Below are 24,238 nucleotides of genomic sequence, written 5' to 3' on the forward strand. Positions count from 1 at the left end.
GACGAACTCTTCCCGTTGCTGTGACGCATGCCAGGTGCATGCGCCAATGGATAACAGGTTAAGTGTCGCGCGGAAAAGTTAGTTGCCCCATAGCCCGTCGACGACGCGTCGAGTGCCCCGTGTTAGCTCGACTTGGCGTCCTGCAGCCCGAGGAATGGGAACGGCGGCGCCACCTTGAACTGGCCGGAGACCTCGCCGCTGAACGTATTGCGCTGGTCCTTGCCCAGGTCCAGCCGCTTGACGGGTGCGCCCACGGCGAAGTCCAGCTTCTTCACATCGACCCAGAATGTGTTGGGGGTTAGCGCGGACTCGAAAAAGTACAGCATGCGCTTGTGATCGACGACCGTGCGCCAGCGCGTGGACGAAATGTTCGGCTGGTCCGGCGTGGTGATGCCGAACGGCACCGACGCATTGCGAATCACGCTGAACACACTCGCCAGCGCCTCGACCGGATCCTCGCTCTTCGGAATCGCATTGACGTAGAACGACGCGCGGGCAAACCGGTCCGACGCGCGATTCGTGCCCGGCAGAAACGTCGTGCCGCCAATCTGCTTCCAATAGGTGTTGAGCGCGAGCTGCTCGTCGAACGTCGGCGAATTGGTCATCACCTGATACTGCCGCCCATGATGAATCACCTGCCGGCCGTTGATGTATTCGACGATCGCGCTGTCGCCCGTCTTGTCCGACATCGACAGATGCAGCGTCGTGAGACGGTCCTCGCCAGGCACGTTGGCCGTCACCACGGTGAACGGCTCCTTCTCGAGCGCCTTGACCGCCTCGTCCACCGTGGCGAAGTTGTCGAGCACGTACTGCGCCCATGCGGCGATGGTCAGCCCCGGCTTCGCGTTGCGGTCGAACTTCGGATATTGCGACTCCACCAGCCAGAGCAACTGCGCGGACAGCCCTTTCTCGTTGACGCCGTCGGTCGTCGACACGTCGTAGCCGGTCGCCACCACACTGCCGTACTTCGCGGTCCAGCGAATCGAGTTGGGGCCGGCCTCGCCGTTGCGCGCGATGCCGCGAGGCAGCACGTAGAGATTGGTCGCGACATCGAGCTTCCAGTCCATGGAGCGCGCGGTGATCACGTCGTCGTTCGCGCCGAGATACACCACACGGGTGCAGGCAAGTGCGGAAAGCGGGGAAAGGGCAAGCGTCGCGGCGGCGACAAGACACGGCAGGGTTCTGGCGAGCGTGCGGGGCATGGCGATACCTCACGTTGGGGGGGGAAGCCGCAAGAATCGTCAGTATAACGATGGAGTGCCCGTATGCAATTGTGATGCGCGGCCCCCCTGTCGCACGTTCTTGCGCCCTCATCCGCGTCGGCCCGCCGGCTCACTCGAACAAGATCGGGTAGAGCGACGCCACGAGCAAGGCGGCGGCGAAGCCGTTGAAAATCCGTACCGAGCGCGCATCGGTGAGCACCCGGCGCATCGCCACGCCGAACCCGGCCCACACACCGATACATGGCGCGCCGAGCACGCCGTAGATCAAGGCGAGCGCCGCCACGTCGGGCAAGTGCGATGCATTCGGCAAATAGGTGCTGATCGCCCCCACGGCCATGACCCAGGCCTTCGGGTTGACCCACTGGAACGCCGCCGCGCCGACGAACCCCATCGGACGCTCGCGGGCGCGCCTCGCATCGTCCATCGGACCGGAGCGCGCAAGATGCCACGCCAGCCACAGCAGATACGCGGCCCCCACATATTTCAGCACGGTGTGAATCACGGGGAATTGCAGGAACACCGAGCGCAGCCCGGCGCCGGTGAGGAACACCATCAGCGCAAAGCCGAAGGCAATGCCGGCCAGATGCGGCAATGTGCGCACGAAGCCGTAATTCAGCCCCGAGGCGAGAATCATCATGTTGTTGGGTCCCGGCGTCACCAACGTGATCACGGCGAAGGCACAGAAGGCCAGCAGTTGTTCGGTCGTCATGGTCGAATGCAATGGATACCCGCGCCGGCGCGGCCTCAGTCGTGGGCTTGCGCGTTCGCGGAGTCACAGCATAGGCAAGCGCGACGCCGCGCACCCGGTACAGTTCGCCGATTCCGGACGGGCCTGTACCGGCCGCCGGCCATGACAGTTGCCACCCCGCCTCCCCGGTCAGCATGCCGCCGCGCGTCATGCGAGAATCGACACCAACCGAACAACGCCCGCGGTGCGTCGCACCGCCGCCCGCTCCGCCGATGCCGCCTCGCCTGCCACCGCTGTCCGCCCTGCGCCTGTTCGAAGCCGCGGGACGTCACCAGAGCTTCAAGCGTGCCGCCGCCGAACTGCATCTCACGCCGAGTGCGGTGAGCCACGGCATCGTCGGACTGGAGCAGGCGCTGGGTGTCGCGCTGTTCACGCGCTCGCCGCAGGGGCTGACGCTCACCCCCGAAGGCGTCGACTATCTCGCGTACGTGACCGAAGCGTTCTCGCTGTTGCTGACCGGCACGCGGCGCCTGCCGACGCCCGACGCGTCCCGCGCCATCGCCATCACGTGCGCGCCCACGCTGGCCTCGCGGTGGCTGTTGCCGCGCCTGAGCGGCTTTCTGCAGAGAATGCCTGGCGTGGACATTACGGTCGACACCTCGCGCCGCCAGGTCGGTTTCCCTGCCGATGGCTTCGACTTCGCCATTCGCCTCTCACGCGCACCGGTGGCAAGCGATGCATGGCATCGGCTCTTCGGCGAACGGTTCGTGCCCGTGTGCAGCCCGGCATATTTGGCCAGACACGCGAGCGCCGATGGCAACCTCGACTTGCGCAGCGCCTCGCGCATTCACGTAAGCAGCGCCAGCGAAGACTGGCAAGTCTGGGTCGAAAGCGCCGGAATCGACGATTTCGACACCCGGGGCGGCCTGAGCTTCGACAGCATTCAAATGGCCTTCGATGCCGCCAAGTCGGATCTGGGCGTCGTGATCGGTCGCCGCCCGCTCGTCGACGACTATCTCGCCAGCGGTGCGCTGGTGCCGGCCCACGGCGTGACCACGCCCTCGCAGGGCGCCTATTGGCTGATCTGCGCGCCCGAGATCGAAGCGCACCCCGAATGCCTGGCGTTTCGCGATTGGATGATCGAACACGCCCAAGCGCACCGAGATGAATAAAATTCACCCGGCTGCACACACAACTCCTTTGCCACACGGGCATTTCATTGCGAGACTTTGGTGAGGAGGACTCTTCACCATGTCGAACACTGCCATTCCCGCATCGCCCTCGCTACAGGGCCGCGTCACCCTGATCATCCTGGCCGGCGCCCTCGTGCTGAGTGCCGCCATGGGCACGCGCCAGACCTTTGGGCTGTTCATCAATCCGTTTTCCTACGATCGCGGCGTACCGGTCACGCTCGTCGCGTTCGCCATCGCGCTGCACAACCTGGTCTGGGGATTTGCGCAGCCGTTCGCGGGTGCGATGGCCGATCGCCTCGGGCCGGCGCCCGTGGTCGCGTTCGGCGCCGTGGCCTTCGCCGCCGGGCTCGGCATGGCCGCACTCGCACCGTCGGGTCTTTGGCTGGTCATTGGCCTGGGCGTGCTCGTCGGGCTGGGTATCAGTTGCACGACGTTCGGGGTGGTGCTGCCCGCCGTGAGCCGCGCAGTCACGCCCGAGAAGCGCACCATGGCCATGGGACTCGTCAGCGCGGGCGGCTCGCTTGGCCAGGTCGCGCTCGTGCCGATCGCCCAAGGGCTGCGTCAGACCTACGGCGTATCGACGTCGCTTTTCGTGCTCGCACTGATCCTGTGCTGCGCCGCGCCGCTGGGCCTGCTCATGACGCTGCACCGACGCAACGCGCGAATGGACGCGGCAAGCGCCAATGCGGTACCGGCGCCGCCGACCGCCGCCGCGCACCACGACGGCGAGCACGTGTCGCTGCGTGAGGTGCTCGGTCAGGCGCGCACGCATCGCGGCTTTCAGTTACTCACGCTTGGCTTTTTCACCTGCGGCTTTCAGCTGGCCTTCATCGCCACGCATTTGCCGGGCTATCTGGTGATGTGCCACATGCCGATCGGATTGGGCGCCACGGCACTTGCACTGATCGGCCTGTTCAACATGCTCGGGAGCTGGGCGTGCGGCTGGCTAGGCGGACGTTATCGCCAGCACCATGTGCTCGGCTGGCTGTATCTGCTACGCGGCGCGGCCATCGCATTGTTCTTCCTGCTGCCGAAGACCGATGCGAGCGTGGTGATCTTTGCCGCGGTCATGGGGCTCACCTGGCTGGGCACGGTGCCGCTGACGAGCGGGCTCGTGGCCAAGGTGTTCGGCACCCGGCATCTCGGCACGCTCTTCGGCGTGTGCTTCATGAGCCATCAGGTCGGCTCCTTTCTCGGCGCATGGCTGGGTGGCTACGTGCTCGACGTCACCGGTTCCTACAACCTCATCTGGGCAGTGACCGCGATCCTCGGCGCGGCGGCGGCCGCCCTGCACTTCCCCATCGACGACGCGAGCGTCGTGCCGCCGATACCCCGGGCAGTCCCGGCGAGCGCCTAAGTCTCATACGACGACGACGGCGAGACGAAATACGTGGCGCGCTCCGCGCGATGACAAAAAACCCCGCGCCGGCATGGCGTCCGGGCGGGGCTTCATTTCACCACAGGCCGATCCTGCGCGCCGCCGATCACCGGCGGCGCGGCCCGGCGTCAACGCTGCGGCTGCGCGGCGGCGCCGACGTCCTTGCGCACCTTGGCCACCTGTGCCGCGGTCACGGCCGGCGCCTTGTTACCCCAACTCGAGCGCACGAAGGTCAGCACGTCCGCCACGTCCTGATCGGTCAGGCGGTCGTCGAAGCCCGGCATCGCATATTGCGTCGGTGCCGATTTCGTCCACGGCATCTGGCCGCCGCGCAACACGATGTGGATGAGCGAGGTCGGGTCGGCCGAATTCACCGTCGAGCTCAAGGCAAGCGTCGGGAACGTTTGCGTGTACCCCTTGCCCGTGCTGCGGTGGCACGCCGCGCAGTTATCGAGGAACGTCAACGCACCGTTGCTCTTGTCGGTCCCGGTGCGCAAGGCCTTGGCCACGGTATCGTCGTAGGCGAGCGCCTTGGCGTTCGGGTCGACAGGCTTGAGCGTCTTCAGGTACTTGGCGATAGCCGTGAGGTCGTCGTCGTTCATGTACTGAGTGCTGTGCTGCACGACGTCCGTCATGCCGCCGAACGCGGCCGAGTGATCGTTGCGCCCGCCCTTGAGGAACGCCGTGATGTCGCCCTCGGACCAGTTGCCCAGCCCGTCGGTCACATCGCCGCGAAGGTTCTTCGCGAGGAAGTTGTCGACCACGCCGCCCGAGAGGAATGCGGTGCTGTCGTCGGTCAGCGCCTTTTCCTGCAACGCGAAGCCGCGCGGCGTGTGGCAGGCACTGCAGTGGCCCAGCCCCTCCACGAGATAGCGTCCGCGCGAAATCGGGTCGTTATCGGTCGAGGCGGCGTCGGCGACGACGGCCGGCGCGAACATCTTGCGCCAGATCGACAGCGGCCAGCGCATGGACATCGGCCAGGGAATGTCCGCTGCCTTGTTGGCCTGCGCAACCGGCTGCACGCCGCTCATGAAATACGCATAGAGCGCTTTGACGTCCGCCGGGCGCACCTTCGCGTACGAGGTGTAAGGCATGGCCGGATACAGCGTGTCGCCGTTCTTCGCAACGCCGTGGCGCACGGCCTTGTCGAAGTCTTCGAGGCTGTAATTGCCGATACCGGTGTCCTTGTCCGGCGTGATGTTCGTCGAGTAGATCGTGCCGATGGGCGAGGCAATCGGCAGACCGCCCGCGAACGGCTTGCCCTTGGGCGCCGTGTGGCACGCTGCGCAGTCGGCCGCGCGCGCGAGGTATTCGCCCTGCCTGACGAGCTGCGCCTGCGGATCGTTGGCCGCGGGCGCTTGCGTGCCCGCGGTAGTCACCGCCGAGGCGCCGACCGACGGCGTCGGCACCGGCGACACACTCGGCGATGCCGGTGGCGTGGCATTCTGCGCCCACACCGCTGCGGCGGCGAAGGCAAGCGCGCCGAGCGTGAGCGCGCCGGCAGAGCGTTTCATCATCGTTTTGCGGATCATGGTGGCGCTCCTCAGGCCTGCACCAGCGGGCCGGCGTTCTTGAGGTACTGCTCGCGAATCGCCTTCGCGGACCAGTACGCCAGCGCCGCCACCACGCCCGTGGGGTTGTAACCCATGTTCTGCGGGAACGCCGACGCGCCCATCACGAACACGTTCGACACGTCCCAGCTCTGCAGATACTTGTTGACCACGCTGTTCGACGGGTTCGTGCCCATGATGGCGCCGCCCGTCGTGTGCGTGCTCTGATAGATCCGCGTGTCGTAACGCGTGCCTTTCTTGCGAATCGCGCGGAAGACCTTCTCGGGATTCATGGCCTTGCCGACTTCCTCCATCCGGTCGCCCATGTAGCCGAGCATGGCGTACTCGTTGTCGTGCCAGTCGAAGGTCATGCGCAGCAGCGGCACGCCGTAGGCGTCCTTGTACGTCGGGTCGAGATCGAGACAGGCGTCGCGATACGACATGACCGACCCGGAAATGCCGATGGTCATGTAGCGCTGGTATGCATCGGCAATGCCGGCCTTCCACTTGCTGCCCCACGCGGGCGTGCCCGGCACGGTCGGCGTCATCTTGATGGGTCGGCCACCGTAGCGCACGTGGCGGATGCTCGCACCGCCGATGAAGCCTAGCGGACCGTGATCGAACTGGTCGCCGTTGAGGTCGTCCATCGACACGCCGCCCGCGCCGGTGCCGATGAACGGATTGAGCTGCGTGCCCTTGGGCAGCAGCACGTTCACGGCGCCGTTCATCTGGTAGGCGTAGTTCTTGCCGACGACGCCCTCGCCCGTCTTCGGGTCGTAAGGCTTGCCGATGCCCGAGAGCAGCAGCAGCCGCACGTTGTGCAACTGGTACGCGGCCATGATGACGATGTCCGCGGGTTGCTCGACCTCGCGGCCCTGCGCATCGATGTACGTCACCCCCGTGGCCTTCTTGCCCTCACTGTCGAGATTGACCTTCACGACGTACGAATGCGGGCGCAATTCGAAGTTGGGCTTCTTGAGCAGCACCGGCAGGATGGTCGTCTGCGGCGAGGCCTTCGAATACATGTAGCAGCCGTAGTTCTCGCAGAAGCCGCAGAAATTGCACGGCCCGAGGCGCACGCCGTACGGGTTCGTGTAGGGCTGCGACGTATTGGCCGCGGGTGCGGGATAGGGGTTGAAGCCGACTTCGCGCGCTGCCTTCTCGAACAGCGTGGCGCCATAGGTATTCTGCAGCGGCGGCGTGGGATATTCGCTCGATCGAGCCCCTTCGCGCGGGTTGCCGCCCGGGACGATCTTGCCGTTCAGGTTGCCGGCCTTGCCCGACGTGCCGAACACTTTCTCGGCAAAGTCGAAATGCGGCTCGAGTTCCTCGTAGGTCACACCGAAGTCCTGAATCGTCATGCCTTCGGGGATGAACTTCTTCCCGTAGCGCTCTTCGTAGTGGCTGCGCAACTTGAGCTCTTCGGGCAGGATCCGGTAATGCATGCCGTTCCAATGGAAACCCGCGCCACCCACGCCATTGCCCAACAGGAACGAACCGTTCTGACGGTAGGGCACGGCCAGGTCATCCGGCGTGTGACGAATCGTGACCGTCTCGCGCGCCAGTTCCTGGAACAGCTTGCCGCGCACCGAGTATTCGAGTTCGTCGATCACCTTCGGATATTGCGCGTCAGTCGGCGTGTCGCGCATCGCGCCGCGTTCGAGCGCCACCACGTTCAGCCCCGCATCGGTGAGCTCCTGGCCGAGGATCGCCCCGGTCCAGCCGAAGCCCACGATGACGGCGTCGACCTTGTCTTTCTTGATTGCCATGGTTTAGCCCCGCTTTCCGGAAATCGACACGGGCCCGTACGGGTACTTGACGTTGGGTTGATCCACCCAGTCCATAAAGTCGGCGCGCGCGCCGGGAAAGCCCACCAGCTTCCAGCCGACCATGTCCTTGTTGCCGCCATGGATCGGGTCCGAGAGGAAGCCCTCCTTGGTGTTGGCCAGCAGATACGAGAAGAACGTGCGCGCGGGCACGCTTTCGAATTCGATCTTCGCGTGCTCCATATCGCCGAGCACGGCCTCCTGCGTGGCGTGATCGAGATCGGCGAACGCCTTGTTGAACTGCTTCTTGCAGTAGGCGTCGCATGCCGCAATGCCGTGGCGGTAGATGTCGCGCGGCACGAGACTCAGCTGGTAACCCATCTCGGGCGGCTGATCGGTATGGAACGGCCCCTGCATGTACCAGAGCTTGCCGTGACCGAACGGGGTCTCCATCTGGCGATCGATGAACTGCGGCACGTCGGCCTGCAGCGCGCCCGGGCCGAGCTCGTCGGCGGGAATGAGTCGATCGACGGCCGCGTTCACGAAACGCCATTCGTCGGCGGTGAAGTACTTGGGCTCGTAGGATGCGTTGGAGGCGGCGGGGGCAGCGGGTTTGTCGCCGCTACAGGCGGACTGCGTAAGCGTCGCACCGGTGGCGAGGGTCGTGGCAGGCACGATCGCCAGCACCTGGCGCAAAAAGCGCCGGCGCGGTTCCTTGTCCTGTGACATGGAGTTCTCCGTTTTTGGGGGGACGAATCACGCATGACAGTCAAGCGATGGCTCGCCATGCGTGAGGAAAACCTGACAGGCTATTCACCTCGCGTAGCGCATTTAACGCGGCCATTCTACTGACAAGTTCCCTACATGGCAAAGCCAGAGATCGTTGCGCAAATTGCGCAACGCATTGATTAAAAAGGCTTGCGGATAATTAAAATATTTACTATCACGCGCGCATGAAGCGTTTTGGAAGACGAAACGTGCGGGGGTCATGTTCGCGACGGAAAGTCAGGAATGCCGGCCACCGACATGCGAACGGAAATCGGGCCGTCCCCACCTCGCGGCGGGAGGCGGCCCGGCGCCCGGCGAATGCCGGTCAGACGTCGGATGGCTCGTTGGGCTTGCCAGGGGGATTCAGCGAGTTCGGTGAATCCGGCGGCGGCGATTTCGGCAACGGCGGCGGGGTCGACCCGCGCCGCGAGAGCACGACGGGCACCGCCACCGACGGCCTCGGGCTGGTGCGCGGGTGCGCGCTGGCGCGGTGCCACGCCATCACTTGTTCCACCTGCTCGTTGAATCGATCCAGGCGCCCGCCGTAGGCCCCGTCATGCGACTGCGGCGCGCCCGCATCCACCGTATCGAACCCGAAGCGCGTGCTTGACGCGGGACGAGACTCCGGCGATGCGGAACAGGCCGACGTCACGCCCGATCGCAACGAGAGACTGGACGTCGACGATGCGTCGTCGCCCTCCTCCCGGAGCTCCGGGATGACATCGACCGGCGCATACCGGCGCAGGCGCGTTTCACGGTCCGGCCCGAACACCGGCTGCGGCGACGCCACGGGCTTCCGCCCTCGCGCCTCAGTCCGGCGCTCGCTCCGATGCCCGGCCCCGCGCCGTTCCGACGCCGCATCGTCCACGCTCGGGCTGCGCCGATACGAGGCATCGTCCGGCGCCGCACTCGCCCGCCCTACCTTCGCCAGACCGGCATGCCACTCCGAAGCGCGCGCCGACATCGGCGGCACGCGCTGCACGTCGCCGTCGACCACGCCTTCGACGATCCCCTTGGGCGTGGTGTATGCGGGTGGTAACGCCGACGTCGCTGTGCTTCGCATCTGCGAGAGAACCTCGTCCGCCTGCTGCCGGCTCCGCTCCATCTCCCGGATGCGGTTGAAAAACCATGAAGTGTGATCGCCCGCGGCGGCGTACGCCGATTTCGCATCGTTGAGCACGACGGTGTTTTCGTGGCATCCGAAGCCGCGGGCACGCAGCGTATTGAGCGTGACGGCGGTGCCCGTCGGCAGACCGATCAGCATCGCCAGATCGCCGGCTTCGCGTTTCGCGCGATGCGTCCCGCTTGCCAGCCAGGCGCGCGACTTCGCCGGCTTCAATACGCATCGGTCACCGCGAAACGCCAGACGCAGCGGCACATCGGCCCCGCCACGGGCGCGCTCCTTTTCCGCCTCGCGGGCCATCTCGTTGAGCAGGAACAGATCCCGGCGGTCGTACGCGATTTGAGTGAGCTTATTGTTCAGCGATTTCGTGGTGAAGGCGGCCATTTCGTCGCGCAGCCTGGCCAGGTCTTCGCGCACGAGGGTCAAGCGTGGCGCCAGCGGATGGTTCACCGCGTCGCCCAGCGCCGCATCGAGTTCGGCGATCAGTTGCCCGATGCCCGCCACCGATGCCGCCTGCACGCCGTAAGCCGCCATGTCGAAGCGTCGTAGTCGAGGCACGTCCTCGGGCACCTCCCCGCGCGCGATGCCGCTGAGCGCCTCGTATCTCGCCGTCTCGAATGCCCGATCGACGTCGGCGGCCGCAAGATACGAAGTGCGCCACGCCTTGAGGTGACTGCGCGCATCGCGCGATGCGCCCGCCAGATTGCGCACCGCCTGAATGTCGCGAGACGAGTCGAGCAGCCACGCGTTGAACGTCACCTGCGACGTTCCGGCGATCTCGACGCGCGAGCGCGACGGACAGTTGCGCCATGCACGCGCATTGCCAAGCGCGCCTGGCACCCCGCCAAGCCGTTGAAAATCACTGCCGAAGCTGTCGTGCACCTCCGGCGACTTCGAATGAAAAGCTTGTAATACGACGGGCGCGCACGCGCGCGGTGAAAACAACCGAGCCAATCCCATATGAGTGATCTCCTTGTCGCCAGACCGAACGGTCTTCAGGCGCAGGGAGACTAGAGGGCATGGCGCACGCGGTATGTCGATTGTGTCGGGAGATTTCGCTTTGTGGCACAGGCTCATCCCTTTCCCGCACGCTGGGCGCGTGGCTGGCCGCGCACCCGCCGCATCGCGCGGCCCGCCAGGGAATCAAGACGGGGATGACAATGACAGCGGCACCGACCGTATATCAGAACCGTGCGAGCAATTGGCCGAGCAACGCAGCACCTTCCTTGCCCTTGGCCGAATCGGCCCAAAGCCGATCGATCATCGCGCGGTACATGCCAACGCCGTCGGGCGACGTCGTGATCGTCGCGATGCCAGTACGCAGATTCGGCAACTCACCGAGACGGAACGGCGAGACCGCCACATAGGCTTCGCCCTGGGCTTCGAAAATCTGGAATGTCTCGTTGGGCATGTTGTCGCTCACGATGCCGATCTGCACACCCGTGGTATCGGCCTCGAGAAACTCGACAATACGCGCGACTTCGCGCCGCGCCGCCATCTTGCGTTCGAGCTGCACGCCCGGCGGCAGCCCCAGACGCCCTACCAGGCCATGATGCAGGAACTGCTCGATCTGCCGCAGGCCGATGAGACTGGTCACGGCCAGCCGCTGACGCGAAAAACTCGACTTGCGCTCCTGCAGAATGCCGAGCACACGATCGATGGTGTTGCTCCAGTGCTTGTCCGCAAGCGTGGGCGGAATGCTTTCGTCGAGCATGTGCCGCAGCCAGACGTCGTAGTCGTCCGAGGTCAGCAGAAACGAAATCGGGTCGAAGTGCGCGACGATGCGATCGGAGCGGCTCTCGAGCTGGCGCATGCGTTCGAAGTAGCTCACGGCCGAGTCGTGATATTCGACTTCCACGCCCAGCAGATTCGCCAGCGATACACCCAGCAGCGCCGCGAGCCGCTCGAGCGTGTCGATTTTCACGATCTCGCCGCGCTCCAGCTTGTAGATGGCCGCGCGCGAGATATCGAGCTGCTCCGCCACATCCTCACTGCGTAACTCCGCCGCCAGACGGTACGCGCGCAGGCGCTCTCCAATGGCCCGGAAATTGAAACGCGCGCCTCTCGGCGCCCGCGATGCATGAGTTGCTGCCGCTGCTCGATTCAAATCGCCCCCTGTCAGTTGCCCGCGCGAGACCCGGCCAATCGTGCCGCGCCCGCATCGCAGTGCCGGGATTATACCGGTGGCCGACGACCCTTCGGCCCTCGCTCGACCGTCGTCCCGCCCTCGTGCGGTGCCCCGCGGATGCGCGCTCGACGGGCGCTCGGCCGCGGGTCGGCGCACGTTCGATGCCGCCCCCTCGCCGGGGCGCCCCAAGCACACCGGTGCGCAACGCCTGGCAACTGTGTCGATTTCGGCACGCGGAATATTTTTCCGATTGTCTATTTTTTTAGACATTGGCACGATCCGATGCACGCGCCCCCCCCGGTGGGATGCGTCTGACTGTCTCGTGGGCATGCGCCCGCCCCGTAATGGGGGGCCAACGGGTGACCGCAAGCGCCGACAGTGATAGTCTGCGCGCCGTCCACAAATTTATACAAACAAAGAGGGAATGATGAACACCTGGCACAAACTGGCTGGCGCCGCGGCGCTGAGCGCTGCGGTACTCGCGCCTGCCGCGCACGCCCAATCGAGTGTGAATTTCTACGGTCTGGCCGACGCTTACGTCGGCTCTGTCAAGAATCCGGGCGGGAATGCGGCCGTGGTGCAGCAAGGCGGCGGCATGACCACGTCGTTCTGGGGTCTGTCGGGCAATGAGGATCTTGGCGGCGGCAACCACGCGCTCTTCGTGATCGAGAGCTACTTCCAGCCGAACAATGGCACTTACGGCCGCTTCGCGGGAGACAGTTTCTTCTCGCGCAACGCCTACGTCGGTCTGTCGAACGGCGCCGGCACGCTTCGCCTTGGCCGCATCACCACGCCGCTCTACCTCGCGACCATCCAGTTCAACCCGTTCAATAACTCGTACACGTTCTCGCCGATGATCTTCCACACCTACAAGGGTCTGGGGACGCAAGGCGTGGTGGGGGACTCGGCCTGGAACAACGCGATTGCGTACACCTCGCCGGCATTCGCGGGCCTGACCGGCACGCTGCTGTATGCCACCGGCAATAGTGCGGCCGACCACAGCGCGAAGAAATGGGGCGCCGCGCTCAACTACAGCAACGGTCCGTTCGCCGCCGCGTTCAACTATCAGTACGTCAACTTCAGCGCCACGCCGGGCGACTTCGGCTCGCAGTTGCCGGGCGTGACCGGGCTGACGAACCAGAACACGGCGCAACTCGGCCTGTCGTACGACTTCGCCGTGGTGAAGGTGTTCGCCCAGTACATGCTCGTGGCGAGCCAGGCCGCCAGCGGCAACTTCCACGCCAATACGGGGCAGTTGGGTGCATCGGTGCCGCTCGGGCGCGGCAGCGTGCTGGCGTCGGTTGCGTACACGGGATCGAACGGTTCGGGCGACAACCAGCGCCGCACCACGTGGGCGCTCGGCTATGACTATCCGCTGTCCAAGCGCACCGACATCTATGCCGCCTACAAGTACGACCACATGAGCGACATGTCGACCGGGCAGACCTACGGCGCCGGCCTGCGCATGAAGTTCTAAGCCACCGCGCCCGGGCGACGCCGCTCGCCCGGAGCGCTTGCCGCACCCGCGCCGGCGGCGCATCCACGCCGGAAACGACGGCCGCCGCCGCACCTCGCCATCAGGGTATGACCCGATAATTTTCGTCTTGCCTGCCCTGCCCGGTTCGTTTAGTCTAAATATTTAGACAAAGGAGAGCATGATGGATCTGCAACTCGCCTGCGCCTGGCTACAGCGCGACACCGTCGGTTTGTCCGACATCGAAGACTTCGCCGCGCGTTGCCTGACTGCCTCACGCACCGCCACGCGCGAATCCGCCGCCCTGCTGTTGCTCGCCCAGGCCGCGCAAACGTTTGCGGAACGTCAATCGGGTGTTGCCGTCAACGGCGAGACATTCCAGGCATTCCTGACCGGCACCAAGGCACACGCCACAACGCTTCGCGACGCCGCATCGGCATCCGACGCCCGCTTCCTCGAAGCGCTCAACGACTTTGCCGCCCAGTCGACGGCCGACGTCTACGCCTGACGTACGATGCGGCCGACACACCGATCCGGGTATTTTTTTATCTCGACAGTCTAAAAAATTAGACAATCGGACGAAACTCGCGGGGCCACGGGCGCTGCGTTGATTCGCCGTCCCCACAGGAACCGATCATGGAAGCCAACCTGAACACACCGAGGGCGCAACGTGCGGTTGCCGCGTCCGACGACACCGTCACCCCTTATGCATGGAAGGCGCTCGCCGGCTCGGCCATCGGCTACGCGATGGACGGCTTCGATCTGCTGATCCTGGGCTTCATGCTGCCCGCCATCACCGCCGGGCTTCAGTTGTCGCCCGGTCAGGCCGGTGCACTGGTGACGTGGACGCTCATCGGCGCCGTGGCGGGCGGCGTCCTCTTCGGTGCGCTGTCGGACCGTTATGGCCGCGTGCGCATGCTGACCTGGACGATACTGCTGTTCGCGGTATTCACGGGACTGTGCGCGCTCGCGCAGGGCTTCTGGGACCTGCTGGTGTACCGCACGATCGCGGGCATCGGGCTCGGTGGGGAATTCGGCATCGGCATGGCACTGGCGGCAGAGGCCTGGCCGGCGGCCAAGCGTGCGCGCGTCTCGTCGTACGTGGCACTCGGCTGGCAGACCGGGGTGCTCGCGGCCGCGCTGCTCACGCCATTGCTGCTCATGCATATCGGCTGGCGCGGCATGTTTGTCGTGGGCGTGCTGCCCGCGCTCGTGGCCTGGGTGCTGCGCAACAAGCTGCACGAACCGGAAGTCTTTGTGCAACGTGACAAGGCACCGAAGACCGGCGGGTCGAACGCCTTTCGTCTGCTAGTGAAAGACGCGCGCACCACGCGCGTGAGCCTGGGCATCGTGATTCTGTGCTCGGTTCAGAACTTCGGCTACTACGGCATCATGATCTGGCTGCCGACGTTCCTCTCGCAGAAGCTCGGCTTCTCGCTCACGAAGTCCGGTCTGTGGACGGCCGTCACGGTCCTCGGGATGATGTTCGGCGTATGGGTTTTCGGACAGTTGGCCGATCGCATCGGACGCCGGCCGACCTTCCTGCTGTATCAGGCGGGCGCCGTAGTGATGGTGATCGTCTACTCGCAGTTGACCGACCCGACGATCATGCTCTTCGCCGGCGCGCTCATGGGCATGTTCGTCAACGGCATGGTCGGCGGCTACGGCACGCTCATGTCCGAGGCCTACCCGACCGCCGCTCGGGCCACGGCACAGAATGTGCTGTGGAACATCGGCCGCGCCATCGGCGGCCTGGGTCCCGTGGTCGTCGGCGCCCTTGCCGCACGCTATTCCTTCCAGATCGCCATTGCGCTGCTCGCGAGCCTCTATGTGCTCGACATGCTCGCCACGCGCTTTCTCATTCCCGAACTCAAAGGCGTCGAACTCGAATGAACGTTATGCATGATGCGGTTTGCCGCACGCCCGCGGTCGCGACACATCGCTGCCGCGTGCTGAGTCATCGCGCCGTGAACGCCCGCTATCGCTATTTGCGCCTTCAGGCCGATGCCCCCGTCGCGCTCACCACGCAGCCCGGACAGTTCTACCAGCTCAAGTGCCCGGTGACCGACAGCGACGCGCCGTTCCTGCTGCGCCCCATGAGCGTGTACGGCACGGGCCCGGAACCGGACACCATCGAGTTCCTGTACAACGTGACCGGCGTGGGCACACGCGCGCTCGCCACACTCGCCGAGGGCGCCATGCTCGATATCGTCGGCTCGCTCGGCAACACCTTCTCGCTCGACACCGCCTGGCAACGCGTGATGTTCGTCGCGCGGGGCGTGGGGCTCGCCACGATGGCGCCGCTCGTGCAGCGCGCCGCGGCGGCCGGACTCCGGCTGACCGTCGTGATGTCCGCGCGCAGCGAAGCCGATCTGATGCGCGACGAATTCCTGCGTTCGCCGCAGGCTCGCGCACTGGCCGACGTGCACTGCGTCTTCGACAGCGACGGTTCTTCCAGCGTCGAAGCGCTCGAGCCCCGCGTGCGCGCCCTGCTCGACGCGGCACCGCACGACGCCGTTTACACCTGCGGCTCGCATCGCTTGCTGATGCTGCTCCAGCGCGTGCTTGCCGCGCATCCGCATATCACGGGCGAAGTCGCCATGGAGCAGCGCATGGCGTGCGGCATGGGTGTCTGTCTGTCGTGCGTGCGCCTGTTCGATTGCGACGGCGAAAAGCAATTCCTTCGCGTGTGTCGCGAAGGCCCCGTGTTTCCCATTCGCGACGTGGTCGGGGAGGTGGACTTTGGCTGATCTTTCCGTCCGTATCGGTGCGCTGACGCTGCGCAATCCCGTGATGCCCGCATCGGGCTGCTTTGCGGTCGAATACGCCGAAGCCCTCGATCTCGATCGCCTCGGCGCGCTGGTGATCAAGAGTGTCTCGCCCGCCACGCGGGCGGGCAATCCGACGCCCCGCGTGGCCGAGACCGCCAGCGGCATGCTCAACTCCATCGGCATTCCGAGCAAGGGGCTCGACGTCTACCGGCGCGACGTGCTGCCCGCCTACACCCGCTTCGACACCCCCGTTGTGGTGTCGGTCTCCGCCGACACGGCTGAATCGTTCGGGCAGGCGTGCGCAACGTTGTCGCTGCCGGAAGTGGCGGCCATCGAAGCGAACATTTCATGCCCGAACCTGGAGGCCGACGGCATGGCCTTCGCCATGCAGCCGGAGACGACGTACAAGGCGGTGAGCGCGATTCGTCGACGCACCACGCACCCGCTTTGGGTCAAGCTCACGCCGAACGCCGGTCAGATCGCGCTCATCGCGCGCGCCGCGGAAGATGCCGGTGCCGACGCCATCGTCATGGGCAACACCGTGCTCGGCATGGCGATCGACGTGCGCACTCGCAAGCCCAAGCTCGGCAACGTCATGGGCGGCCTGTCCGGGCCGGCGATCAAACCGCTCGCGATACGACTCGTGCACCAATGCCACCGTGCGGTGCGGATTCCGATCATCGGATGCGGCGGCATCGAAACGGCGGACGATGCCGTCGAGTTCATGCTCGCCGGCGCCACCGCCGTGCAGGTGGGCACCGCTTCGTTTCGCGATCCTGCCGTGATGGGACGCATCGTCGATGGTCTCGACGCGTACTGCAACACGCAGGGCGTCGAGACCATCGCCTCGCTCACCGGCGCCGTGGCGCTCGACGCACAACTGACCGATCGCTGGCTGCGCTTCGCGCAACAGTCGGGCTGAAACGAAGGGCACGCGTGCGGCTTGACGCACAGCACGCGACACGCAAAACGCGGAGCGACATCCGCAACGACCTACGCAACGAAATACGCAACCCCAGCGGCTCCGGTCGCGACAAGAAGCATACTCATGGAACTCAACGCGCTGGCCCCGATGGCCGAGCAACTCTTCGACGACCTTCGCCGCCTGGGCGACGACGGCGTCGGCATCACTCGCGACAGCTACGGCGAAGGCGAGACGGCGGCGGCTTCCTATCTGACGGAATGGGCGGGTCATCAGGGGCTGACAGTCTCGCGTGACCGGGGCGCCAACCTGGTGTTCACCCTTCCCGACGACGATGGCCAGGCGCCGGCCACCTGGATCGGCTCGCACCTCGACTCCGTGCCGCAGGGCGGCAACTACGACGGTCTGGCCGGCATCGTCGCCGGCCTGCTGTGTCTTGTGGATCAACGACAGGCGCAGCGCCCCACGTCCACGCCGGTACGCGTGCTCGCCTTACGTGGGGAGGAGAGCGCGTGGTTCGGGCGGGCCTACATGGGATCGAGCGCGCTCTTCGGCAAGCTGAGCGAGGCGGATCTCGCCATGACGCATCGCTCGCACGGACGCACGCTCGGCCAATGCATGGCCGAGGCGGGCGCCGACGTGCAGGCCATTCGCGAGGGGCAGACGCTGTTCGACACATCGCGCGCCCGGGCGTGGCTCGAACTGCACATCGAACAAGGACCGGTGATGCTCGCGCGCGACATGCCGGTGGCGATCGTGCCCGGCATTCGGGGAAATGTGCGGCACAACCGCGTGACGTGTGTCGGCGAGGCGGGACACTCGGGTGCGGTGCCGCGCTGGTTGCGGCATGACGCCATGTTCGCCGTGGCCGATCTCATCACGCGACTCGACGAGCATTGGCGAGCCCTGCTCGAACGCGGCATCGATCTCGTGGTCACCACCGGCATCGTTGGCACCGACCCCGCCGAGCATGCCATCTCGCGCATTCCCGGCAAGGTGGATTTCAGTCTGGAGGTCCGCAGCCAGAGTCCCGACACGCTCGACGTGTTCTACGAACTGATGCGTACCGAATGCCGCGCCATCGAGCGCGACCGCGGTGTGCAATTCGTGTTCGACCGCCGGTTGTCGTCGGCCCCGGCGATCATGGATGCGCACGTGTCGTCGCTGCTGGTCGACGCGTGTCGTGCGCTGGATCTGCCGCAGGAGCGCGTGCCCAGCGGCGCGGGCCACGACGCCGCTATCTTCGCCAACGCTGGCATTCCCAGCGGCATGGTGTTCGTGCGCAACGCCAACGGTTCCCACAATCCCCACGAAAGCATGGCAATTGATGACTTCATGCGCGGCGTGCAAGTGATGGCAGACACCACTTACCGGCTCTGATGGCACCACGTCGCGCGCCTTCCCGCGCGCGACGAGGCGACGCGTCAGGGCGCCAGCGCAATGACCTCCGCCACGGCCGCCGTGAGCTTCTTCGCATACGGCACGTGCAGGAACTCGTTCGGACCATGCGCATTCGACTTCGGCCCGAGCACGCCGCACACCATGAACTGCGCACTCGGGAAGCCGGCTTGCAGCGTGTTCATCAGCGGAATCGTGCCGCCCTGCCCGATGAAGGCAACGTCGGCGCCGTAATGGCGTTGCGACGCGACGCTCAGCGCCGACGACAGCCAGGGCGCCACCTCCGGCGCGTTCCAGCCGGAGGCCGCGCCGGCGTCGGGCTTGAACGTCACTTTGGCGTTGTAGGGCGGATCGACTTCGAGCAGCGACTTCAGCTCGCTCACGGCCTGCACCGCGTCAACCAGCGGCGGCAGCCGCAGCGAGAGCTTGAATGCCGTGCGCGGGCGCAGCACGTTGCCCGCGTCAGGCAGCGCGGGCATGCCGGCGGCACCGGTGACCGACAGCGACGGGCGCCATGTCGAGTTGAGCAGCGCTTCCTTGGGATCGGTCGTGGTGGGCAGCACGGACAGACCGTCCTGGCCGCAGGCCCACGGCAGCTTCTTCCAAACGTCGTCGCCAAGAATGCGCGCCGTCGCCTCGGCTTCATCCAGGCGCTGCAGCGGAATGGCAGTGTGAAAACCCTTGGGCAGCACCGTGCCGCTACCCGCGTCCTCCAGGCGCTCGAACAGCTGGCGCATGATGCGGAAGCTGGACGGCGCGATACCGCCATAGCCGCCGGAGTGAATCCCCTCGTCGAGCACCTGCACCTCCAGACTTCCCGAGATCAGGCCACGCAACGACGTGGTCAACCACAACTGATCGTAGTTGCCGGCGCCAGAATCGAGGCACACGACCAGTCCCACACGCCCGAGCCGGTCGCGCAGCGCGTCGACGTATGGCAGCAGATCGTAGCTGCCTGACTCTTCGCACGTCTCGATGAGACCGACGCAGCGCGGGCGCGCCACGCCCTGCGCGTCGAGGGCGGCCAGCGCGGTAATGCTCGAATAGATGGCGTAGCCGTCGTCGGCGCCACCACGGCCGTAGAGCTTGCCGTCTTCGAACTTTGGCGTCCACGGGCCGAGATCCTTGCGCCAGCCGTCGAACTCCGGTTGCTTGTCAAGGTGCCCGTAGAGCACGATCGTTTCGCTGCTGCCCGAGCGCGTTGCCGGTGCTTCGAAGAAGATGACCGGCGTACGGCCTTCGAGACGGATCACTTCGAGCGTCAGCCCCTTGACTGGCTGCCGCTCCGTCCACTGCGCTGCGTCGCGCACCACCCGGTCGATATAGCCGTTGCGCGCCCAGTCCGCATCGAAGCCGGGGCTCTTGGCCGGCACGGCAATGTAGTCGGTCAGCGCGTGGAGGATTTCATCGTTCCATTTGCGCTCGACGAACTCGCGCAATGCGGCCGTGTCGAGCGACGGCTGGGTCGGGGTGACGATATCGTTCATGGGGGGCGTGTCCTTGGGAAGGTCCGGCGCACTCACCGGGACGAATGCCGGCGCACCGTATGGCGTCATGATAGCCATTCCGGCACCGGCTGGCGACCGGCCGACCGACGCTCACGAGGCCTTGGCACGGACTCGGCAGACCGAACGGACCCGCGGGCGGAACGGTGGGGACCGTGGGAACGGATGGAAGGAAATGTCCGCAAGGGACAAGCTGCCACACTCAGTTGCCGGTGCCCGGCGGGTCGAATCGGAAGACGATTTCACCGGCGGCGCCGCTGGCCTTCACGCACTGCGCCGTTTGCCGGCCTTGAGCGGGTACGTCGAGCGTGTGTTCGGTGTCCGCCGCATTGCAGCGCCAGAAGAAGGTCACTTTCCGCGCACAATGGTTCGTCACCTCGTAACGATAGTGCGTCACGTCCGCGGGCAACGCACGCAGTGCGCCGCAGGGCTGGCCCGAGGCGTCCAGCGGTTCGGTGGGCATCGCCGGCACCGACGACGCCTGCGCGCACGCCGCCCCGCTCGCGACAAGCGCGAGTGCGAGCAGGCAACCTGAGATCCCCGAGCGGTAAATTCCGATGCGGTCCATCAGATCCAGCGCCAGGCGATGGCCACGGCACCGACGGCAACGCCGATTCCGATGACCACGCCGAACCACGCCAACTGCGCGCGCCGCGCCCGTCGACGGCTCGATTCCGAAGTGTCGTAGAAACGACCCAATCCGCCCGAGTACAGCTTTTCCCAGCGAATTTCCATGACGCACCTCACAAAACAATCAAACCGGCCCGCACAATCTGTTCTTTTCTTCTTTATCGAAAGTTTTGAGGCGCAAGACAATTCGGGTCAATCCGGGCAAATTCCGATAGGTGAAATACCCAAAATTCCGACATTGCGCCTTCGCCTCAAGATCGCACTATTCTTTCGGAATTGCAATAGCGTGAACTTGCGGAATGCAGCCATCAAACCACGACAAACCTTTTCAATGACGACGGTTATCGTCTTGCTTAACGCTGCCTTAGATGACTTTGGTCCGATTTTTTCGAGCGATGTGGCGCTCGCTGTGCTGGATATTTAATTCCCGCCACCTCGACATAGGTACGCCAATTCAATCACACCGGCATTTCCGAAACGCAATACAGATGTAACCATACGTTTCAAAAATGCACGACCGTTCGTTTAGATCGGGGGATGGAAGGCGCGCGGCGAGACGGCCGCACCGCCCGGCATTGGAGGGCGGCTGCAAGCGTTTCCGGCGAAAGGGAAGCCTGATTTCAGGCGGCGCAACGATGCGCGGCAACCCGCCGTAAGCGGGGCCGCGCACGAAAAAGAAGATCGGGAAGATCGGTGACTTTAGCGTCCCAGGAAGGCCGCGCCGACAGACAAAAGGACGAAACCGCCGACGCTGCAAGCGATCGCGATCGCCAAAAGGCGTTGAAAGAGCTGCTCGCGCTCAGTGGCGCTGCGATGGGAACGGGGTACTTCGTGATGAATCGTTCCCCAACCACTCGAATACACTTTTTTCCAACGGATGTGCATATGTTACCTCGCGTTGTTTAGTGTTCGTAGCCTTGCCGGTCATCGACTCTCGCTATCGGAATCGACGAGACGCAGGGCTAGTATGCGCTTTGTCGGACAGCCGTAAACCCCTCATCCGTGGTGCGTCGCGGCATGCCGGATCACACATTCGCGGCAATTGCGAAACAAGTCGTCGGCAAGAAGAAAACCGACAAGGTGACGCGATTCGCGATTTTTGTAGGACCCTGTCAATGCGACAGAATGTCGCAGGTGCGACAAGTTGTCGCGCAACCCGCATGGACGCTCGCATACGTAATTTTTCAGGGTGCGACAGAGGGAACGTTGTCGCAGACGCGACCGGACGAGAACATGCGCATTTGCGGCGCGGACAACGGTGGCGCGACGCGGCGGCGATCGCGTCGTGCGGCGCAACATCGATTTTTGGGTTTTACGACAAATCTCGGGTAAATCCGGGGGGCCGGGGCGCCCCCTTCCCGTTCGACTCAGGATTCGAATGGGTTTTGGACCTGCCGCGCCGTTGTGCTGTCCGTGGCCGGCGTCGGCGTCGCCAGTTCGGCGCCCGCGAGCGAAGCCACGACGGCGTCGAGCACGGCCTTGAGCGCCTGGGCCTGGCGCAGGCCTTCGACGTCGCGGCGAATCTCCAGGTTGCCGAAAAGGGCAATGTGGTCCGTGTGATTTTCCACGTTCAGTTCGCCAAGCGTGAGCGCGTCGGACTCGTTGGCGAAGGGGGCGAAGGGGACCAAGGCGACGTCGGGGACACGCTGCGTGGATGACGGGTTGGCGGGAGACGATGCGGACATTGGGGGGCTCCTGAATCGTTGGAAGAAAGGTGGACGAGGCGTTTGCCCCCCGACCCGAGATGGAGTCGCGGTGGCGAGGCGGCCACGGCAGCGCTTAGCGGATGATCGTACGCAGGAAATCGAGCACCGTCTGCACTTCGCGGTACGACGGTACCTCCGGATCGCGCTTGCGCTTGCCGCCGGCGGCCTTCGGCCTGGGCAACGTCATGGCAGTGGCCTTCACGTCTGCCGCCATACCCGGGAAAAAGTCGATACCGGCGATCTTCTCGAGTTCGGCCACGCTCACGACCGAATAGTCGCCTGTCGCCTCGTTCGCGACAAGATAGGCCCCCGCCTGCTTTCGCTTCGGATCGTAGACGACCTTGTACAACTGCGTGGGTACCATCACACGATCACCGACCTGCGTGATCGTCTTGCCCTTGAAGAGGGGTCCGGTGATCACGTACAGCTCACCGCGATCCTGCGCCAGCTTGCGCACGCTCGATTCGATGCCGGCCCACAGGTAGCGGTTGTTCTCGCTGTTCTGCGGCACCATGTTCGCCAGGGAGAAGCTCTCCGACTGCGTGCGCGAGTCCGGCATGTCGGCCGATGGCGCCATGTGGCCCCGGTCATAGCCTGAGCGCACGTAATCGCGCAGCTCGGCGCGCTCGCTCGCGGGCAGGCGCGATTCGGCGTGGAAGTTGTTCACGCGCGAAATTTGCCGTGCGTCACTCAGCCCCGCGCGCGTGAGGTGCTCGGCCGACCAAAGTGGCGTGCGCGTCACGCCCGAGTGCATGACCCCGAAGGCCCCGAAGCACACTTCGCGCGCACTGCGCGTCAGCGCGGCCTGGGTGATGTCGGGTGCGGCGCCCGACCAGTAATGATCGCTGCAAGCCGAGGCTGCCGCGAGCGCCGACAGGGGCGTCGCCGCGACGGCGGCGACACAGAAAAGCGTGGCAAGGGAAACTGCCAACTGCCCGGCCATCGCGCGCAGTTCGCCTGCGCGCACCGCGGTGACCGTCCTTCGAGACTGCTTCATCGCACTGCTTGGGGTAAGACTTGAGGGGGTGCGATTGTAGCGGATGAACGGCTATTCGGGGGCCACGCTTCCCGCACCATAGGCGGCGCATTGCAGGGTCTGCGCGGGGCCGAGGTTGCCGCACTCGTCCGCCTGCGCGCTCGGCAGCCAAGCCTGCTCCAAAAAGAGCAGGCAGAGCGTCAGGGCGATCATGAGAAGCAGCGTTTTCATTGCGGCATCCGGGTCGGGTTGCCGCATTGTATGCGCCCGCATCATCAGGCAGACCGTCGCGCGCACCATGAAATTGTTTCGTTTCGTTACCAGCGACGCCCTGCGAGCCGTCACGCGACAGTCTCGCGCCGCGTTGCCGACCGGCGTCAAGCGTCGGGGACGTCGCCACGCAAGGCGACGAGCGCCGCGAGCGGTTCGTTCGGCACGCGCTCGGCGCGCAGGCCCCGAACCACGCCGACCCGATCGGGCATCGCGCGATTCTGCGACATCTTGAATTTGCCCTCGATGCGCCGAATCGGAATCTCCACACCGATGATGGCGCGCAGCATGCCGTCGATAAAATCGGCCGGCGCGTCATCGACCGCCCATGGCGTCGCACGCCCATGCTCCTGCGACTGCGTGAGATCGCCCACGAGATTTCGCAACCACGCAGTGTCGTCGATCACGCGCGGCGGCCCCTGAACGTGTACGGCCGCGTAGTTCCACGTGGGCACCACCTTGCCGTGCTCGGCCTTGGCCGCATACCACGACGGCGTGATGTACCCCTGTGGCCCGGTGAAGGCAACCAGACAGTCGCTCGCATCGCGCAGCGCGGCCACGTGCGGATTCGCGCGCGCCAGGTGAGCGCGCAAGACACCCGTCTCGCCTTCATCCGGGTACACCAGAAACGGGATCGAATCGGCCATCAGTCCGTGCGAACCGGCGCTCACCAGCAAGCCGAGCGGAGATTGACGAATGAGTTCGTGCAGGACTTCGGGACGGTCCTCGGTGAAGGCGGCGGGCTGGTACATCGATGACTCCGGGCAAG

General features: G+C 65.2%; 23 protein-coding genes. 9 read left to right on the forward strand and 14 right to left on the reverse strand.

Features of this window, described 5'->3' with window-relative positions; all coding sequences use genetic code 11:
- Positions 1-122: 122 nt before the first annotated feature.
- On the reverse strand, positions 123-1,202 hold the full coding sequence (locus LV28_RS40065; protein WP_023596791.1) for a linear amide C-N hydrolase: 1,080 nt from the start codon (positions 1,200-1,202) through the stop codon (positions 123-125).
- Positions 1,203-1,332: 130 nt separating this feature from the next.
- The gene (locus LV28_RS40070) at positions 1,333-1,932 is read right to left on the reverse strand and encodes a LysE family translocator (RefSeq protein ID WP_023596792.1); all 600 of its coding nucleotides are present in this window, start codon (positions 1,930-1,932) and stop codon (positions 1,333-1,335) included.
- A gap of 251 nt (positions 1,933-2,183) precedes the next feature.
- On the opposite strand from LV28_RS40070, the gene LV28_RS40075 reads away from it, so the two are divergent.
- The gene (locus LV28_RS40075) at positions 2,184-3,083 is read left to right on the forward strand and encodes a LysR substrate-binding domain-containing protein (RefSeq protein ID WP_038620587.1); all 900 of its coding nucleotides are present in this window, start codon (positions 2,184-2,186) and stop codon (positions 3,081-3,083) included.
- 79 nt (positions 3,084-3,162) lie between these two features.
- Positions 3,163-4,461, forward strand: coding sequence for an MFS transporter (locus LV28_RS40080; RefSeq protein WP_023596794.1), 1,299 nt, complete (start codon positions 3,163-3,165; stop codon positions 4,459-4,461).
- Between the two features lie 149 nt (positions 4,462-4,610).
- Here the strand turns inward: LV28_RS40080 and LV28_RS40085 are convergent, their stop codons facing one another.
- The 5 genes from LV28_RS40085 to LV28_RS40105 all read right to left on the reverse strand — a co-directional run bounded on the left by LV28_RS40085 (position 4,611) and on the right by LV28_RS40105 (position 11,715).
- Positions 4,611-6,014 (reverse strand): c-type cytochrome, encoded by a 1,404-nt coding sequence (locus tag LV28_RS40085; protein WP_169834580.1) that lies wholly within the window; start codon positions 6,012-6,014, stop codon positions 4,611-4,613.
- 11 nt (positions 6,015-6,025) lie between these two features.
- Positions 6,026-7,801, reverse strand: coding sequence for a GMC family oxidoreductase (locus LV28_RS40090; RefSeq protein ID WP_023596796.1), 1,776 nt, complete (start codon positions 7,799-7,801; stop codon positions 6,026-6,028).
- 3 nt (positions 7,802-7,804) lie between these two features.
- Positions 7,805-8,527, reverse strand: coding sequence for a gluconate 2-dehydrogenase subunit 3 family protein (locus tag LV28_RS40095; protein ID WP_023873663.1), 723 nt, complete (start codon positions 8,525-8,527; stop codon positions 7,805-7,807).
- A gap of 364 nt (positions 8,528-8,891) precedes the next feature.
- On the reverse strand, positions 8,892-10,571 hold the full coding sequence (locus LV28_RS40100; protein WP_069106840.1) for a hypothetical protein: 1,680 nt from the start codon (positions 10,569-10,571) through the stop codon (positions 8,892-8,894).
- 301 nt (positions 10,572-10,872) lie between these two features.
- Positions 10,873-11,715 carry a helix-turn-helix domain-containing protein gene (locus LV28_RS40105; RefSeq protein WP_223272210.1) on the reverse strand — a complete coding sequence of 281 codons (843 nt, stop codon included), beginning with the start codon at positions 11,713-11,715 and terminating at the stop codon, positions 10,873-10,875.
- A 526-nt stretch (positions 11,716-12,241) separates the two neighbouring features.
- On the opposite strand from LV28_RS40105, the gene LV28_RS40110 reads away from it, so the two are divergent.
- From LV28_RS40110 to LV28_RS40135, 6 genes are all read left to right on the forward strand, one after another.
- Entirely contained in the window at positions 12,242-13,294 is a 1,053-nt protein-coding gene (locus LV28_RS40110; protein WP_023596800.1) for a porin, read from the forward strand.
- A gap of 178 nt (positions 13,295-13,472) precedes the next feature.
- Complete coding sequence (locus LV28_RS40115; protein WP_223272130.1) at positions 13,473-13,799, forward strand: hypothetical protein; 327 nt, start codon at positions 13,473-13,475, stop codon at positions 13,797-13,799.
- Between the two features lie 128 nt (positions 13,800-13,927).
- Positions 13,928-15,184, forward strand: a complete 1,257-nt coding sequence (locus LV28_RS40120; RefSeq protein WP_038620582.1) for an MFS transporter — start codon at positions 13,928-13,930, stop codon at positions 15,182-15,184.
- Positions 15,181-16,041, forward strand: coding sequence for a dihydroorotate dehydrogenase electron transfer subunit (locus LV28_RS40125; protein WP_038620579.1), 861 nt, complete (start codon positions 15,181-15,183; stop codon positions 16,039-16,041). Before LV28_RS40120 ends, LV28_RS40125 begins: the two co-directional genes overlap by 4 nt.
- On the forward strand, positions 16,034-16,984 hold the full coding sequence (locus tag LV28_RS40130) for a dihydroorotate dehydrogenase (protein WP_038620576.1): 951 nt from the start codon (positions 16,034-16,036) through the stop codon (positions 16,982-16,984). The genes LV28_RS40125 and LV28_RS40130 overlap by 8 nt, the downstream gene beginning before the upstream one ends.
- 126 nt (positions 16,985-17,110) lie before the next feature.
- On the forward strand, positions 17,111-18,364 hold the full coding sequence (locus LV28_RS40135; protein WP_023596805.1) for a hydantoinase/carbamoylase family amidase: 1,254 nt from the start codon (positions 17,111-17,113) through the stop codon (positions 18,362-18,364).
- A 44-nt stretch (positions 18,365-18,408) separates the two neighbouring features.
- On the opposite strand, the gene LV28_RS40140 is transcribed toward LV28_RS40135, so the two are convergent.
- The 3 genes from LV28_RS40140 to LV28_RS48815 form a co-directional block, all read right to left on the reverse strand.
- Positions 18,409-19,869, reverse strand: coding sequence for a M20 family metallopeptidase (locus LV28_RS40140; protein ID WP_023873655.1), 1,461 nt, complete (start codon positions 19,867-19,869; stop codon positions 18,409-18,411).
- 220 nt (positions 19,870-20,089) lie between these two features.
- Positions 20,090-20,455 (reverse strand): hypothetical protein, encoded by a 366-nt coding sequence (locus LV28_RS40145; RefSeq protein WP_023596807.1) that lies wholly within the window; start codon positions 20,453-20,455, stop codon positions 20,090-20,092.
- Entirely contained in the window at positions 20,455-20,622 is a 168-nt protein-coding gene (locus LV28_RS48815; protein WP_023596808.1) for a hypothetical protein, read from the reverse strand. The genes LV28_RS40145 and LV28_RS48815 overlap by 1 nt, the downstream gene beginning before the upstream one ends.
- On the opposite strand from LV28_RS48815, the gene LV28_RS48820 reads away from it, so the two are divergent.
- Positions 20,621-20,941: a hypothetical protein gene (locus tag LV28_RS48820; protein ID WP_141571179.1), complete on the forward strand. Its 321-nt coding sequence runs from the start codon at positions 20,621-20,623 to the stop codon at positions 20,939-20,941. The two genes, LV28_RS48815 and LV28_RS48820, sit on opposite strands and share 2 nt — an antisense overlap.
- Before the next feature lie 943 nt (positions 20,942-21,884).
- Here LV28_RS48820 and LV28_RS49090 read toward each other — a convergent pair.
- The 4 genes from LV28_RS49090 to LV28_RS40170 all read right to left on the reverse strand — a co-directional run bounded on the left by LV28_RS49090 (position 21,885) and on the right by LV28_RS40170 (position 24,221).
- Positions 21,885-22,202, reverse strand: a complete 318-nt coding sequence (locus LV28_RS49090) for a hypothetical protein (protein WP_176582412.1) — start codon at positions 22,200-22,202, stop codon at positions 21,885-21,887.
- Positions 22,203-22,296: 94 nt separating this feature from the next.
- Positions 22,297-23,220, reverse strand: coding sequence for a DNA/RNA non-specific endonuclease (locus LV28_RS40160; protein ID WP_255315217.1), 924 nt, complete (start codon positions 23,218-23,220; stop codon positions 22,297-22,299).
- A 51-nt stretch (positions 23,221-23,271) separates the two neighbouring features.
- Positions 23,272-23,430 carry a hypothetical protein gene (locus tag LV28_RS40165; RefSeq protein ID WP_155765757.1) on the reverse strand — a complete coding sequence of 53 codons (159 nt, stop codon included), beginning with the start codon at positions 23,428-23,430 and terminating at the stop codon, positions 23,272-23,274.
- 146 nt (positions 23,431-23,576) lie between these two features.
- Positions 23,577-24,221: an FMN-binding negative transcriptional regulator gene (locus tag LV28_RS40170; protein WP_023873645.1), complete on the reverse strand. Its 645-nt coding sequence runs from the start codon at positions 24,219-24,221 to the stop codon at positions 23,577-23,579.
- Between the last annotated feature and the right edge of the window lie 17 nt (positions 24,222-24,238).

The sequence above is a fragment of the Pandoraea pnomenusa genome (assembly GCF_000767615.3).
Lineage (GTDB): Bacteria > Pseudomonadota > Gammaproteobacteria > Burkholderiales > Burkholderiaceae > Pandoraea > Pandoraea pnomenusa.